This is a genomic window from Kitasatospora sp. NPDC058162, from assembly GCF_042884005.1.
Lineage (GTDB): Bacteria > Actinomycetota > Actinomycetes > Streptomycetales > Streptomycetaceae > Kitasatospora.
Genome location: NZ_JBHVUS010000028.1, coordinates 1 through 14,449, shown reverse-complemented (window position 1 = coordinate 14,449; position 14,449 = coordinate 1). Strand labels below are relative to the sequence as shown.

The window sequence follows — 14,449 nt, the reverse complement described above, 5'->3', positions numbered from 1 at the left end:
AGGAGCCCGAAATGCAGGAAACCGGCACCGGGACCGGCGCTGCGCCGGAATCCGGCAACGCCTTCTCCGAGCTCGACCTCGCCCTGATCGACGCACTCCAGGCGGACCCGCGTTCCCCTTGGACCCGGATCGGCCCCGCCCTCGGCGTGGACGCCACCACCGCCGCCCGGCGCTGGGAACGGCTGACCGCCCTCGGCCTGGCCTGGGTCACCGCCTACGCCGCCCCCGGCACCGCACCGGTCGCCTACGTCGAGGTCGAGTGCCGGGCCGGGACGGCGCAACAGCTCGCCGAAACGCTCGCCGAACTGCCCTGGGTGTTCAGCATCGACCACGTGGCGGGCGACTTCGACCTGCTGCTGTCCGTCTGCGCCCACGACCTGCCGGGGCTCGGGCAACTGGTCCAGGAAATCGGCGCCCGTCCGGAGGTCCGCGCCACCCGCACCCGCCTCGCCCTGCGCACCTATCTGGAAGGCAGCGCCTGGCAGATCCGGGCCCTGGCACCGGATCTGCGCGCCGGGCTGGCGGGCCCGGCCCAGGCGGCCCCCGGCGCACGACCGGTCGGAATGCCGTCCTACAGCCCGACCGATCTCGCGCTGCTGATGGCCCTCGGCGAGGACGGCCGCGCCGGTTACACCGAACTCGCCGCCCGCACCGGCATCGGAGAGTCCACCGTCCGCCGCCACCTCAACCAGCGACTGCGCCAGCGTGGACTGCTGCTGCGCTGCGACCTCGCCCAACGGCTGGCCGGTTGGCCGGTGATCGTCAGCTACCGTGCGGCCGTTCCCCACGCAGCACTCGACCAGGTCGGCTCGATGCTGGCCCGCCAGCCGCAGACCCGGCTGTGCGCATCGGTCACCGGCTCGCACAACCTGCTGTTCTCACTGTGGCTGCGCACGATCGACGACATCGCCGGAGTCGAGGCGATGCTGGCCGAGCGGGCCCCCGAAGCGCAGCTCCGCGGGCGCACCGTCACCCTGCACACCGTCAAGCGGATGGGCCGCCGGCTCGACCGGCACGGCCGCGCGGTGCGCCACATTCCGATGATCACCCCGCCCGCCACCACGGGGGAGGCCTCCACGGGCCTGGCGTGACCACCGCCGACCGGCATCCTCTGAATGGCATGCGAACATGCGGAACCCTCCGGTGGTCGGACGTCGGGCGATGCGCGCGACCGTACTGTCGAAGGCGTGTTGCGGGAAGCACTGCCATCACGCAAGGGATGGAGCTGCCACATGTCGGACAGCGAGAACACGTCCGCCTGGCCGCGGGGCCGTGCACGCCGATGCCCACGGATCGGCCGTCACGGATGGGGGAACCAGCCGTATTGACGCGCTGACCATGAACGCCGACACTCGGGCTTTCCCCAAGCCGACTTCGCCGGCCTCGAAGCAGGAACGGTCAACTTGACCCGGCCCCGAGTCCCTCGATCACGACAGGCCGATCGCGGCGACACGTGGAAAGCCCCCGATCCGCTCCACCGATCTCCCGGCGGGCACCGGCCCGGGCCCCACCGAAGCCGCACGGGTCCGGTTCCGCCCGGGCCGGCCGTCAGCCGACCCGGCTCAGTCGAGGACCGGCGGGGGCGGGAACGGCGGGGGCGGGAACGGCGGGGGCGGGAACGGCGGGGGCGGGAACGGCGGCCGTGCCCGGCAGGTCCGGCTCGGGGCGCTCGGGGCCGGCCAGCAGGATGGAGCGCTGGAGGCGGCGCAGTCCGGCGGACGGCTCCATGCCCAACTCCCGCACCAGGGTGTTGCGCAGGCGCTGGTAGGCCTCCAGTGCCTCACCCCGGCGTCCGGAGCGGTGCAGGGCGACCATGTACTGGCCGTGCAGGCTCTCATGGGTACGGTAGCGGTCGACCAGCACCGTCAGTTCCGCGAGCAGCACCCGGTGCCGGCCCAGCCGCAGGTCCGCCTCGATCCGCTGGTCCAGCGCGCACAGCCGAGTCTCCTCCAACCGCTTGGCCTCCACCGCGAGTTGACCGCCGAGCGGGACGTCGGCGAGCGCCGGTCCGCGCCACAGGGCGAGCGCTTCGCCCAACTGGCGGGCGGCGAGCGGGAAGTCACCGCCGTCCATGGCCCGGTAGCCCAGGCCCGCGAGCCGCTCGAAGTCCCGCAGGTCGACCAGGCCGTCGCCGATGTTCAACTGGTAGCCGCCGGCCGAGGTGACCAGGACGTCCTTCGCGCCGGGGCAGTCCTTCCCGGGTACGGGCCTCCGGGCTTCGCCGGGACCGACACCGGCACCGGCCGCACCGTCTTCGGCTTCTCCCCCGGCCTGCCCCTCCGCCCTCCGGGCCAGCGCCCGGTCGATCAGGTCGCGCAGCTGCAGCACGTACGTCTGCACGGTGGTGCGCGCGCTGCGCGGCGGGCGGCCGGACCACAGCTCCTCGGCGAGAACGCCCGCCGGGACCACCTGGTCCGCGCGTAAGGCCAGCAGGGCCAGCACCTGCCGCGGTTTCGGGGCGGTCGGCACCACCGACACCCCGCAGATCTGGACCCCCAAGGCCCCCAGTACCCGGATCTCCATGACGTCCACCCCAATCCAGACGGGATCGGCGACCCCGACGGCCGCCGGCCTGGCGGGTGCTCCGCTGCTCGCGGTCGGCAGGACCGCGGTGGGACCCGCCGGGCACCCGACACCCATCCAAAAACAGGACAGACGGTTTGTCAATACAAAACCGAACGCGCTGTTTGTTTTTGAACGGAGCAATCGGCCACGGGCCGACGCACCGGACTGGACTGGCGGAGAAGGGAGTTGGGCCCCCTCAGACCGAGGCCACCCGACGCTCCGCCAGCTCGGCGACCACCCGGCCACCCCGGTCCGCACCCAGGTCCAGAGCGGCCAGAACGCCAGGGACGGCGATGCTCGGCATCAGATGCTGGTAGAGCACGGCGACCCGGCGCTCCAGGTCCGCCCGGCCGGACAGCTTCTGGGACTGGATCTGCACCCCGGTCCAGGCGCCCGTCACCAGCCAGGCGGTCTCGGCCGGCACCACGTGCGGCAGCAGCTCGCCGCGCCCGCCGGCCGCCGTCAGCACGGCCTCCGCCCGCTGGATCCAGCCGGGGGCCGCGCCGCCGCTGAGGTCGCCGAACACGTCCTGCCCCAGGGAGAGCCGCGCGCCCGCGCTCAGCAGCGGGTCGCGCGGCATCTGATGGGCGACCACCATCCCCATGTCCACGAACTCCTGGAGCTTGCAGTGCCGTTCGGGCAGCTCGTCCCGGCCGAACTGCTCTTCCACGACGCCCTGGGCCAGCTCCCGCTTGGACGCGAAGTGGAAGTACACCGCGCCGCGGGTCACCCCCGCGCGCGCGACCACCTCACCGATCGTCGCACCCTCGTACCCGTACTCGTCGAAGACCGAGGCCGCCGCCTCCAGGATCAGCCGCCGCGTCCGGACCGCCCGCTCCTGCCGTGCCATGTGCAACCACCCCACCCGAAACGCTCGGCAAACAAAACCAAACACCCTGTATCTTACCCGCCCCGCGGTCGAACGACCCCGGCCTCCCAGGCCTCATGGAGCCACCTTCGAGCGCGGAAAAACCGCGTGGACGGTACGGGGCCGTCCGGTTACCGCAGCCCGCACCGGACCCGTCGGATGCGGAGCAACCCCTGCCACTTGCCCCGGTGCCACCCATCGGCCCCCTGCTTGTGATAATGGACGCGTCAACCCGGGCTGTCGAAGTCACCGCAGGTGAAAGGCCATGCACTGGCTGAGGAGGTCAATCGGTCGGGCACGGTCGGACGCCCCGGACGTTGACACGGCTGCGCTCGGCCGCCGACGAACCTTCGTCCTGGCTCCTTGAAAACCAAACCGGTAGGTACGTATCTTACGAGCCCTGAGCAGCCCACCCCGCCCGCACCGGCCCTTTGGAGCGCTCCCCATGACTCTGCTTGCCTACCGCACCCCTGCCCTCACCCCGGTCACCACGGCCTTCGGCACACCCCCCGAGCCGATCCGCCCGGTCGCCCCGGCACCCCGGTTGACCAGCACCGTTGCCAAGGAATACGTCCACCGGGCCTGTCACGCCGAGGTCTTCATCACCGGCAGCGAGCCGCTCGGCGACACCGCGTTCACCGTCACCGCCCAGTGGCCGCGGGCGCACACCTTCTTCAGCACCCCGGACGGGACCCGGCACGACCCGATGATCGCCGCCGAGACGATCCGCCAAGCCGGGCTCTACCTCGCCCACACCCGGTTCGGCATCCCGCTCGACCACAAGTTCATGATGTGGAACCTCGACTACGCCACCCGCGCCCGGCAGCTGTTCATCGGGGCGACACCCACGGACCTCACCATCGAGGCCAGACTCCTCCCCCAGCCACGGCGCACCCGCAGCACGATCGACTTCACCTTCAGCGCGACCGTCCGCCGCGGCCCCCACCTGGCCGCGACCGGCGAAGCCCGCTTCACCACCGTTCCGGACTCGACCTACCGCCGCCTGCGCGGCGCCCGCCCCGCGGGCGCCCCGGCACCGGACATAGCCACGGCCGGCGAAGCGCTGCCGCCGGCCCGGGTCGGCCGGCTCCGCCCCTGCGACGTCGTCCTGACCGCGACCGACGCCCCCGGCAGCTGGCACCTCACACCCGACCTCCGGCACCCGATCCTCTTCGACCACGCAGGCGACCACATCCCCGGCATGGTGCTGCTGGAGGCCGCCCGCCAGGCCGGCAACGCCCTCGCCGCCCCGGTCACCGTCACCCCGACCGCCGCGGCCACCACCTTCCACCGCTACGCCGAGCACGACGCACCCACCACCATCACCGCCCGGCACACCCCCGGCGAGGACCCGGACGCGCTGACCACCACCGTGACCGGGCACCAGCACGGCGAGCCGATCTTCACCACGGTCCTCACCGGCCACCCCGACCAGCGCTGACCCCGGCACCCGTACCGATCAACCCCCGCCCCGTAGACCCCGCTCCCGGCCGTTGACCCCGCCGGCCCGCACCCCACGCGCCCGGCACGGCCCACCCGCCCCGCACGGCCCGTCCGACCACCCGGTCGGACGGGCCGTCGACTTTACCTCCCCATAACCCGTTACCTCCCTGGGGCTGACACCGGGCGAACACCTGCGCGAGGATGACAGCCCTTGAATCCGCTGTTACCGGGAGTAAGAAGTGAGTGAAGTCGCTTCGCACCAGCATGAGTTGATCAGACTGACCGACCGTCCGGGCACCGACGACGCCCCCGGCTGCGACGGGCGCAACGGCGGCCGCAGCGTACGGGTACGGGTGCTCGGGCGGCACGCGCCGGGCTCACTGCTCGGGCACGACTGGCTCGACTGCGAGATCACCGTCACCGCCGACTCGGTGCGCGGGCAGTTCGTCACCCTGGTCACCGAGCGCCAACTCCGGCAATGGGAACAGGCGTTGGACCGACTCTCACTCGGCTGCGCGGTGCGCTGGCTGGACGAGGAGCACGGCCCGGAGCTACGGATCGAGCCCGGACGGCCGGGCGGGGTCTGGGCGACCGTCTCCGACGCCGAGGAGTCCGGGGTCACCCTCCGGGTCGTACTCTCCCCCGCGGCCGGGTGGCTGGACGAGCAGCGCGACCTGCTCGCACGCGTCCGGGCCGACTTCCCGGCCGAGGTGGTCGAGCTCACCCCCGGCGTGCACGCCTGGCGCGGACAGCCCACCGCCGACGACCTGCCGGGCTGATCACTCGTCAATTCCCTTTCATGCCAGTGGATCCGATCCGGCCGAGCGAGCGGTCGGGGAGGACGACGAGGAAGAGCAGGGCCGCCCCGCCGAACATGAACAGCGCGAGGTGGTGCAGCCCCGCAGTGGTGGCGCCGTGCGGGAAGAAGGCCGCGTTCGCGGCCGAGGCGGCCATCGCCCCGAGGTACATGAAGGTCCGCAACAGCCCGGCCGCGGAGGCGATGGCGGCCGGGTCGGCCTGGTGGTAGAGCGCGGTCTGGTTGCCGAGGCCGATCAGCCCCTGCGGACTGCCCGCCAGCACCCCGACCGCGATCAGCAGCACCGGCGAACTGGTCGGCCCCACCGCCAACAGGGTTGCGCAGGCCGCCATTTGGAGGACCGCACCGACCACCAGCTTGCCGCGCACCGCCGGGCGGCGACCGGTCACCCCGGAGACCGTGAGGGCGGTGAGCGAGAGCGGGAGCAGCACCAGCCCGGCGGACGCGGCGCTCAATCCCCGCCCCTCCTCCAACCACTGGGTGTAGCCGTAGAGGAAGGCGTAGACGGCCGTGTAGCCGAGCACCTGGCGCAGATAGGTGGCGACCAGCGGACGGTTGCCGGCCAGTGCCCGCAGGTCGATGAACGGACTGGGGACCCTGGTCTCCCGGAGCACGAAGCCGACACCGGCCAGTAGCGCGAGCACCGGCAGGTACCAGCGCGCGGTCCCGGGCCTCATCACGAACAGCATCGACGCCAGCAGGAGGACCGCGAACAGTGCGATCCCGGCCCGGTCCAGCCGCTCCCCGGCCGCCCGGCGCGGCGCGGCGGCGGGCAGCCGGGCGGCCCCGAGCACCAGACAGGCCAGCGACAGCGGCACGTTGACCGCGAAGATCGTCCGCCAGCCGCCCAGCCCGATCAGCAGGCCGCCGAGCGTCGGCCCGATCACGGCGATGGTCTGGTTGGCGACGGCCAGTGCCGTCAGCACCCCGGTGGGGCTGCTCCGCCCGGTCCGCTCGGCCTCACTGCGGGTCAGGTGCATCGCGGCCGGGTACGCGGCAGAGGTGCCGATTCCGAGCAGCACCCGGGCGACGATCAGCAGCCCGAGCGTGGGTGCGAGCGCACCGACCAGTCCCGCCAGGCCGACCAGCGCCGTCCCGGCCAGGTAGAGCCGGCGCGGGCCGTAGGTGTCCACCAGCCGCCCGATCACCGGCTGGCCGACGGCGGTCGCGAGGTAGAGCCCGCTCACCAGCCAGGCCGTCTCGGCGGGCGGCGCACCGAAGGCCGTGCCGACGGGCACCAGGGCCACCGCGATCATCGAGGAGTTGACCGGGTTGAGCACCGAGCCCAGCACCATCGGGGCGAGCAGCCGACGGTTGAACCCGCTGCCGGGGCCGCCCGCTTCGGGCGGGCCTGCCGATTCCTCGGCCGGGTTCGCGCCGTCCGTGCCCTGGCGCCGGGAGCGTAGCCGCGCCAGCAGCGTCGACGGGCCGGTCATCGCCGGTCCATCCGGTCCATCCGGTCCATCCGGTTCAAGCGATCCAGCAGGGGCAGTGCCGCCAGCACGGTGGCGCGTTCGGCCTCGGTGAGCTCCTCCTGCAGTGCCCGGGCCAGCCACTCCTCGCGGGCTCGACGGCTGTCCGCGATCCACTCCAGCCCGGTCGCGCTCAGGTCGACCACCTGACGGCGCCCGTCCTCGGGGTCGGGGCTCCGACCGACCAGCCCGTGCGCCTCCAGCGCGGCCAGCGTGGCGGCCATCGACTGCGGCCGGACCCGCTCCGCGGCGGCCAGCGCGGCCGCCGAGGCCGGCCCGTCGGTGATCAGGCGGTTGAGCACCGCGGTCTGGGAGGGGGTGAGGCCGGTGGTCCCCTGCCCCTTCTCCTTGAGGGTCCGGCGCAGCCGGCTGAACACGGCCCGGAGCTCCCGGGCGGCCAGCGCGGCGGAATCGGGGGCATCGGCGGGGGTGGCGGCGGGGGTTTCGGGGCTGCTTGGGGCGATCGGCTTCTCGGTCACCACTCCACGGTAATTTCATCAGTCCGAACTGTCCAGCCTTGCTGTATATCTACTCCGTACCGACAACCCGTATCCGCCGCTATCCCGCCCACCCGGATAATGGCGCCATGATCGACAGTCAGCTCCGCGTCGTCCTCGCCGAGGACTCGGTGATCCTCCGCGAGGGGATGGTCGAGCTCCTGACCGCCCGCGGGTGCGCGGTGGTCGCCACCGCCGGTACGGCCCCGGAACTGGTCGCCGCCGTCACCGAGCACCGACCCGACGTGGCCGTGGTGGACATCCGGATGCCGCCCACCCACACCGACGAGGGGATCCGGGCCGCGGTCGAGATCCGGGCCACCGCGCCCGGGGTCGGCATCCTGGTCTTCTCCCAGCACGTGGAGACGGCCTGGGCCGCCCGGCTGCTGGCCGACGGCGCCGCCGGCATCGGCTACCTGCTCAAGGAACGGGTGGCCCGCACCTCCGAGTTCGTGGACGCCCTGCACCGGGTCGCCGCAGGCGGCACGGCGCTCGACCCGGAGATCGTCAACGGGCTGATGCAGGGCGGACGGCGCAGCCGGGTGGACTCGCTCACCGCCCGCGAGCGCGAGGTGCTGGAGCTGATGGCCCAGGGCCACTCCAACCGCTCGATCGCCGGACGGCTGGTGGTCTCCGAACGCGCGGTGGAGAAGCACGTGGCCTCCGTGTTCACCAAGTTCGACCTGCCCGCCACGGACGCCGACAACCGCCGGGTCAAGGCCGTCCTGGCCTACCTCGCGGAGACCGGGGCCTGAGGGGCTGACGGTCGTGCAGGTACTGGGCAGGAGCAGTGAGGACGAAATGGTCGCCTGTTTCCTTCGCGGCGAGCTGTCCAGCCGGAGGTTCGGCCGGAACCTCCGGTCCCAGCTGGCGGCAGCCGGGCAGGCCGAGCAGTTGCTGACCCGCCCGGACCTCTCCGACGCCGGAGCGAACGCCGCGCGTCGCGCCCTGCTCGCCACGACGCGCGGGTACGGCGAGAACCGCGACCTGTTCGAGAACTTCCCCGCTCAGGTCGCCTGGACCAGGGCGCTGCTGTCCGCCGACGAGGCGGCCGAGGTGCGCTACCTCGAATGCTCCTACTGGGTCGATCTGTCGGGCGGCAGCCGCCGGCCGACCGACGCGGCCGCACGCATCAAGGCAGGGCTGCGGGCGTTCGACGTGTCCGATGAACCGTTCGTCGACGCCGCCCGGGCGCTGGTCGGCGGCGAGCGCTTTCCTCCGCTCATCCTCGTCGGCGAGAGGCAGGACGACCTGGTCTGCCTTGAGGGCCACCTGCGCCTGACCGCCTATGCCCTCGTCGGCTTCCCGAGCGACATCGAGTGCCTGATCGGCACCGCGCCGGCCATGGGACGCTGGGCGCGGTAGTCCTGTCCCCACTCAGACCGCCGTCGGCGATGGGCGGTCGGCCTGCCACGCCACGCTCACCGGCCCGATCGGCGCCCACCACCTGTCGGGCACTCGGACGGTCGGATCGTCGGACGGCCTGCCGGGGCGCCCCCTCCTCACAGCCTGCTCGGCAGCTCGGCGGTGACCGTCGTAGGACCGCCCGGCGGACTGTCCACCCGCAGCCTCCCGTCCACCGCCGCGAGGCGCTCGGCCAGCCCGGCCAACCCCGTCCCCGCGCCGATGCCGATGCCGGCGCCGCCGCGCCCGTCGTCGCGGACCGTCAGCCGGACCCGGCCGTCGACCGCGCTCGCCGTCAGCTCGGCCGTCCGTGCCCCGCTGTGCTTGGCCACGTTGGTGAGCAGTTCGGCCGCACAGAAGTAGACCGCCCGCTCGATCACCTCCGCCGGCCGCTCCCGGAGGTCCAGCCGGAGCGTCACCGGCACCGGCGAGGTGGCGGTCAGCCCGGGCAGTGCCTCGGCCAACCCGCCGTCCAGCGCGACCGGGTGGATGCCCCGGGTCAGGCGGCGCAGCCCGGTGATGGTGTCGTCGGTCTGCCCGCGCGCCCGGTCGACCAGGGTGCGCAGCCGCCCGAGGTCGACGCCGAGGCCGATACGGGCACCGGCACCGGCGCTGGTCCCCACCCCGACCCCGGCTGCCTCCGGATCGCCGAGGGCGTCGTCCGCCAACGAGAGGGTGATGGCGAGCGCGACCAACTGCGCCTGGGTGCCGTCGTGCAGGTCGCGTTCCAGCTGCCGTAGCCGGTCCGTGTTCTCGGCGAGCAGCGTGGCGCGGGCCTGCTCCAGTTCGCGCACCCGCTGTTGGGAACGCACTGGTCCGAGCAGCGCCCGGGCCAGCGCCCGGTTGGCCCGGCTCAGGGCCCGCAGCGCGGCGGGTACGGCCGCCAGCACCGCGAGGCCGACCGGGGGGCCGGCGGCGTCCAGCCAGTCGACCGCCCGCGGGCCCGGCTCCAACAGCCTTACCCAGAGCGGGAAACCCGCCAGCCACAGCGAGCTGAGCGGCAGCCCGACCACCGCCAGGAAGCCGAGCGCCCCGAGCGGCAGCCGGAGGAGCAGGTAGAGCAGCGCCCGCCAGGCGACCGGATCGGTCAGTACCGCCCGCACCCGGGCCAGCACGCCCGAGGGGCGCGCCAACGGCCTTGGCGCGGCGACCTGTTCGCCCAGCAGCCGCCCGACCAGTCGACGGTGCAGCCCGCCGATCCCCCGGGCCCCGATCAGGGCGGCCGCGACGAAGGGCAGCCCCAGGACGGTGAGCGAGAGCAGTGCCCCCGCGTAGAGGACCGCCACAGCGTAGACCCCGCCCAGCACTCCGAGCGGCAGCCCGAGGACGGCGAACGCCACCTCACCGCCCCGTACCGACAGTCCACGCCGCCACCGACTCGCCACTTGCCTCACCGACCACCAATCACCGATCACCGAAACCGAGAAACCGAGAAACCGAAACCGAGAACCGAACCGTTCACCGATCAACCGCCGCCCCAGCATCCCCCAGTCACCACCGGATCCGCCGCACGCCCGAACCGTCCGTCACCACAGCCCACCCACCTCCTCCCTTCTCAACCGCCCTCACCCCCGCTCCCCGCCCACCTCCTCCACCGCACGCCCGCCGATCGCCCAGAGCCCCGTGCCCACGATCCCCGGCACCGTCAGCACCGCCGCACCCGCCACCACCCAGCCGCAGGCCGCCCCCGGCACCACCGGCACCACCGAGCCGGTGACCGCCCGGCTGAACGCCCCTGCGGCCGCGGCCGCCACCGCCGCACCGAGCAGCACGCCCACCGCCGTGGTCAGGACGGCCTCCACGGAGAGCATCCGCAGCAGTTGCCGCCGCGTCGCCCCGACCAGCCGGAGCAGGGCGAACTCACGGCGCCGGTCGGCGGTCAGCGCGACCAGCGTGTTGACCGTGGACACCGCCGCGAAGCCGACCAGCAGGCCGAGCTCCGCCTGCCGCAGCCAGACGTCCGTGGCCTTGGTGACGCTGGTCGTGGCCCCGCTCGCCCGGGCCGCCTGCTCCGCCGTGCTGGTCATGATCAGCATCGTGCTCGCCAGCCCGACCAGCAGCGCGACCGGGACCACCGCCGAGGAGAGCCGGGCCGCGTAGCCGCGCAGATTGGCGTCCGCCAGCCAGCCGACCCGGGGCAGCAGCGCCCGCACCGGGGCGCCGAGCACCGCCACCGGCAGCCGGGCCGCCACCGGCCCCAGCAGGGCCACCGCGACCAGCAGCACCAGCGCACCGAGCATCGCCGCCTGCCCAGCCTTGTCCAGTTCCCCGGCCGGTCGCCCGGCGGCCAGCCCCAGTAGCAGGCCGCCGCCCGCCAGCACCGCCACACCGACCAGCAGCCGCAGCACGCCCGTACGGCGCTGCCCGGCCGCGCCGTCGGTCAGCGCGGCCGCCGGGGCCGGCCGGGTGATCCGCCGGACGGTGAGCGCGGTCGCCGCCAGGCCGACCAGCAGCGCCACCGCCAGCGCGATCAGCACCGGTACCGGCGTCCCGGGTATCCGCAGGGCGGGTGCGGCCATCCCGCGCCGCTGCAGCGCGGCGAGGAAGGCCCGCGCGGCGAGGTGGCCCGCCGCACCGCCGGGGACGGCCGCCACCAGCACCGTCGCCGTGACCTGGAGGCGCACCAACCGCCGTATCTGGCGGGGCGTCGCCGCGACCGTCCGCAGCAGGGCCAGGTCGCGGTGCTGCTGGCGCAGGGTGAAGCCGAGCGCGTTCACCACCACGAACAGCGCGACCAGGACGGCGATCTCACCGAACGCCCCCGCGACCACCAGCAGCCCCGGCCCGGCCACCGCCGCCCGCGCCACCGCGGCCGGAGCGGTGGCCTGGGCGGCGACCAGGGAGCCGAACAGCGTCACCGCCCCCACCGCCAGGAACAGCGCCGCCGCGAGCCCGGCGAAGGCCGCCGGTCGGCGCCGGATCTGACCGACCGCCAGGGTCGGCACGGAACCACCACGCATCGCCCTCACCCGCCCAACCTGCTCAGCCGCTCGCCGACCTGCGCCGCCGTCGGCCGGTCCAGTTCGTCGACCAGCAGGCCGTCCGCCAGCAGCAGCACCCGGTCCGCGTAGCCGGCGGCCACCGGATCGTGGGTGACCATCACGCACGTCCGGCCGTCCTCGTCCACGCCCGCGCGCAGCAGGTCGAGGACGTCGCGCCCGGTCGCCCGGTCCAGCGCGCCGGTGGGCTCGTCGGCGAACAGCACCTCCGGCCGGGCGGCCAGGGCGCGGGCGATCGCCACCCGCTGCTGCTGGCCGCCCGACAGCCGGCCCGGCCGGTCCCGCTCCCGCCCGGCCAGCCCGACGCGGGCCAGCGCCTCCCGTACCAGGGCCCGCTCCGGCGGGTGCCCGGCCAGCCGCCCGGGCAGTTCGACGTTCTGCGCGACCGTCATCGCGGGCATCAGGTTGAAGGCCTGGAAGACGAACCCCACCCGGGTGCGCCGCAGCTCCGCCAGCCGCCGTTCGGGCAGGCCGGACACCTCCGTGCCGCCCCAACGGACGGTGCCCCGGGTGGGGCGGTCCATCCCGGCCAGGCAGTGCAGCAGCGTGGTCTTGCCCGAGCCCGAGGGCCCCATCACCGCGGTGAAGGTGCCCGGCGCGAAGGCCACGGACACCCCGCGCAACGCCCGCACCGCGGCCGCGCCCCGCCCGTACTCGCGGTGCAGCCCCTCGCCGGTGAGCGCCGCCCCGACGGCGGCTGTAGTGATCCCGTTCATGCCCCCAATCCTGGACATCCGGGACGGCCGGGTCGATTGTGCTGGCACCCCAATCCGGGGTTCGGAAAACCGAACCCCCCAGGTGGTGCTACGCCCATCGACCTGACCCAGGGCGCCTTCGAGCGGGCCGAGGGCCATCCGGCCCCCGTGCGGCCCGGTCAGTCGAAGGACTGGGACGGGAAGACCCGCAGCGTCCGGATGTCCTCGGTCGCGATCAGGGGCAGGCAGGACAGGAGGCCGATCCCGGCGATCGTCCACAGGGTGGGGCGGGTGCCGAGGACGGATCCGAGGTAGCCGCCGGCCAGGGCCCCGACCGGGCGGGTGCCCCAGACGGCGAACCGGACGGAGGCGTTCATCCGGCCCTGCATGCCGGTGGGGGTGATGGTCTGGCGCAGGCTCACCTGGCCGATGTTGTAGACGGTGATGCCGCAGGCCATGATGCCGGTGGTGGCGATCAGGGTGGGGACGGCGTGTGCCGGGGCGGCCGTCGCCAGGATGATCACGGAGATTCCCGACATCGACTTGGCCGCGATCAGCACCGGGCCGAGCCCGGCGAGCCTGATCAGGCGGCCGCTGAGCGTGGCGCCCAGCAGCGCGCCGCAGTTGCCGACGGTCAGGGCCAGCCCGAGCTCTCCCGGCGAGAGCCTGAGGTCACGCAGGGCGTACGCGGTCAGGACCGCGCCCAGCGCGCCGCCCAGGCCGACCAGGTTGCTGATGCCCGTCGCCAGGGCCAGGGAGCGCAGGGTCCGGTGGCGGAAGACGAACCGCAGGCCCTCGGCGATCCTGGTGCGCATCCTGACTCCGGGCCCGGGCGGCGGCGCCGGCCGCCGGGGGGTCCGGATGAGCCCGAGCAGCAGCCCGGACACCAGGTAGCTCGCCGAGTTGACCACGAGGATCAGCGGCGCGGCGACCGCCTGCAGCAGGAGGCCGCCGAGGCTGGGGCCGGCCAGTTCGGCCGTCGAGCGGGCGAACTCCAGGCGGCTGTTTCCGTCCGGGGTCTGCTCCCGGGCGACGACGCTCGGCAGGAACGCCTGGTTCGCGATGTCGAAGAACACCGTGCACAGCCCGATGGCGAAGCCGACCGCGCAGAGCAGCGGCACGCTCAGCACCCCCGCGAGGTGGCCGACCGGCAGGAGGACGAGGGCCACGGCCCGGCCGATGTCGGCCGTGACCATCACCCGCCTGCGGTCCCACCGGTCGAGCAGGGCGCCCGCCGGCAGGCCGACCAGGAGGAAGGGCAGGGTCTCCATCGCCGAGACCAGGCCGAGCTGGCCGGTCGACGCGGAGAGGGTGGTCAGAGCCAGCACCGGGATGACGAAGAAGGTGACCTGGGTCCCGAACTCGCTGACGGTGTGCGCCGACCACAGGACCTGGAAGTTCCGCTGTCGCCACACGCTGACCGGCCTGGCGGCGGGGGCCGCCAGGCCGGGATCGGAGCAGACGCTCGCCATCTCCACCCTCCTTCGCTTCCGGTCGGTGATCGGCGCGCCGGCGCTTCCCGCGAGACGTTCCCGCGGCGATCCGGCGGACCGGTGCTGAAGCGGGCCCGTCGTCGGCATCAGTGCGCAGGCCGTGGATCGCGTTCCCGAGTCTCGGAGGGTAACAACGGCATCTCGGCAGTCGGCGCCGCCGGACCGTGGCGGTCGTCCGGGTACGGCCGTACGGGCG

At 73.8% G+C, this 14,449-nt stretch carries 13 protein-coding genes; 5 read left to right on the top strand and 8 right to left on the bottom strand.

Translation table 11 applies throughout. From position 1 onward, the window contains the following. Positions 1 to 11 precede the first annotated feature (11 nt). Entirely contained in the window at positions 12 to 1,091 is a 1,080-nt protein-coding gene (locus ACFVXG_RS34035; protein ID WP_387933184.1) for an Lrp/AsnC family transcriptional regulator, read from the top strand. Positions 1,092 to 1,548: 457 nt separating this feature from the next. Here ACFVXG_RS34035 and ACFVXG_RS34030 read toward each other — a convergent pair whose 3' ends face one another. Together ACFVXG_RS34030 and ACFVXG_RS34025 are read right to left on the bottom strand one after the other, a co-directional pair. Next, entirely contained in the window at positions 1,549 to 2,523 is a 975-nt protein-coding gene (locus ACFVXG_RS34030; protein WP_387933183.1) for a BTAD domain-containing putative transcriptional regulator, read from the bottom strand. 238 nt (positions 2,524 to 2,761) lie between these two features. Continuing rightward, positions 2,762 to 3,415, bottom strand: coding sequence for a ScbR family autoregulator-binding transcription factor (locus tag ACFVXG_RS34025; protein ID WP_387933181.1), 654 nt, complete (start codon positions 3,413 to 3,415; stop codon positions 2,762 to 2,764). 463 nt (positions 3,416 to 3,878) lie between these two features. On the opposite strand from ACFVXG_RS34025, the gene ACFVXG_RS34020 reads away from it, so the two are divergent. Both ACFVXG_RS34020 and ACFVXG_RS34015 read left to right on the top strand, forming a co-directional pair. Continuing rightward, the gene (locus ACFVXG_RS34020; RefSeq protein ID WP_387933179.1) at positions 3,879 to 4,874 is read left to right on the top strand and encodes a ScbA/BarX family gamma-butyrolactone biosynthesis protein; all 996 of its coding nucleotides are present in this window, start codon (positions 3,879 to 3,881) and stop codon (positions 4,872 to 4,874) included. A gap of 241 nt (positions 4,875 to 5,115) precedes the next feature. Next, entirely contained in the window at positions 5,116 to 5,655 is a 540-nt protein-coding gene (locus tag ACFVXG_RS34015) for a DUF5959 family protein (RefSeq protein WP_387933177.1), read from the top strand. A gap of 7 nt (positions 5,656 to 5,662) precedes the next feature. Here ACFVXG_RS34015 and ACFVXG_RS34010 read toward each other — a convergent pair whose 3' ends face one another. Beyond that, complete coding sequence (locus ACFVXG_RS34010) at positions 5,663 to 7,129, bottom strand: MFS transporter (protein WP_387933176.1); 1,467 nt, start codon at positions 7,127 to 7,129, stop codon at positions 5,663 to 5,665. Further along, complete coding sequence (locus ACFVXG_RS34005; protein WP_387933174.1) at positions 7,126 to 7,644, bottom strand: MarR family winged helix-turn-helix transcriptional regulator; 519 nt, start codon at positions 7,642 to 7,644, stop codon at positions 7,126 to 7,128. The genes ACFVXG_RS34010 and ACFVXG_RS34005 overlap by 4 nt, the downstream gene beginning before the upstream one ends. Positions 7,645 to 7,751: 107 nt before the next feature. On the opposite strand from ACFVXG_RS34005, the gene ACFVXG_RS34000 reads away from it, so the two are divergent. Further along, the gene (locus ACFVXG_RS34000) at positions 7,752 to 8,417 is read left to right on the top strand and encodes a response regulator (RefSeq protein ID WP_387933172.1); all 666 of its coding nucleotides are present in this window, start codon (positions 7,752 to 7,754) and stop codon (positions 8,415 to 8,417) included. A 13-nt stretch (positions 8,418 to 8,430) separates the two neighbouring features. Further along, a complete protein-coding gene (locus tag ACFVXG_RS33995; protein ID WP_387933170.1) occupies positions 8,431 to 9,027 on the top strand; it encodes a hypothetical protein in 597 nt (198 codons plus the stop codon). A gap of 137 nt (positions 9,028 to 9,164) precedes the next feature. Here the strand turns inward: ACFVXG_RS33995 and ACFVXG_RS33990 are convergent, their stop codons facing one another. The 4 genes from ACFVXG_RS33990 to ACFVXG_RS33975 form a co-directional block, all read right to left on the bottom strand. Further along, positions 9,165 to 10,406, bottom strand: a complete 1,242-nt coding sequence (locus tag ACFVXG_RS33990; protein WP_387933168.1) for a sensor histidine kinase — start codon at positions 10,404 to 10,406, stop codon at positions 9,165 to 9,167. 225 nt (positions 10,407 to 10,631) lie between these two features. Further along, positions 10,632 to 12,011, bottom strand: a complete 1,380-nt coding sequence (locus tag ACFVXG_RS33985; protein WP_387933166.1) for an FtsX-like permease family protein — start codon at positions 12,009 to 12,011, stop codon at positions 10,632 to 10,634. A gap of 20 nt (positions 12,012 to 12,031) precedes the next feature. After that, positions 12,032 to 12,781: an ABC transporter ATP-binding protein gene (locus ACFVXG_RS33980; RefSeq protein WP_350502991.1), complete on the bottom strand. Its 750-nt coding sequence runs from the start codon at positions 12,779 to 12,781 to the stop codon at positions 12,032 to 12,034. Positions 12,782 to 12,939: 158 nt separating this feature from the next. Next, positions 12,940 to 14,232, bottom strand: coding sequence for an MFS transporter (locus ACFVXG_RS33975; protein WP_387933164.1), 1,293 nt, complete (start codon positions 14,230 to 14,232; stop codon positions 12,940 to 12,942). Between the last annotated feature and the right edge of the window lie 217 nt (positions 14,233 to 14,449).

Coding starts and splice junctions, on each gene's coding strand:
- ACFVXG_RS33975 (WP_387933164.1), bottom strand. CDS start 14,232: ATGGCGAGCGTCTGCTCCGATCCCGGCCTGGCGGCCCCCGCCGCCAGG.
- ACFVXG_RS33980 (WP_350502991.1), bottom strand. CDS start 12,781: ATGAACGGGATCACTACAGCCGCCGTCGGGGCGGCGCTCACCGGCGAG.
- ACFVXG_RS34010 (WP_387933176.1), bottom strand. CDS start 7,129: ATGACCGGCCCGTCGACGCTGCTGGCGCGGCTACGCTCCCGGCGCCAG.
- ACFVXG_RS34020 (WP_387933179.1), top strand. CDS start 3,879: ATGACTCTGCTTGCCTACCGCACCCCTGCCCTCACCCCGGTCACCACG.
- ACFVXG_RS34035 (WP_387933184.1), top strand. CDS start 12: ATGCAGGAAACCGGCACCGGGACCGGCGCTGCGCCGGAATCCGGCAAC.
- ACFVXG_RS34025 (WP_387933181.1), bottom strand. CDS start 3,415: ATGGCACGGCAGGAGCGGGCGGTCCGGACGCGGCGGCTGATCCTGGAG.
- ACFVXG_RS34000 (WP_387933172.1), top strand. CDS start 7,752: ATGATCGACAGTCAGCTCCGCGTCGTCCTCGCCGAGGACTCGGTGATC.
- ACFVXG_RS34030 (WP_387933183.1), bottom strand. CDS start 2,523: ATGGAGATCCGGGTACTGGGGGCCTTGGGGGTCCAGATCTGCGGGGTG.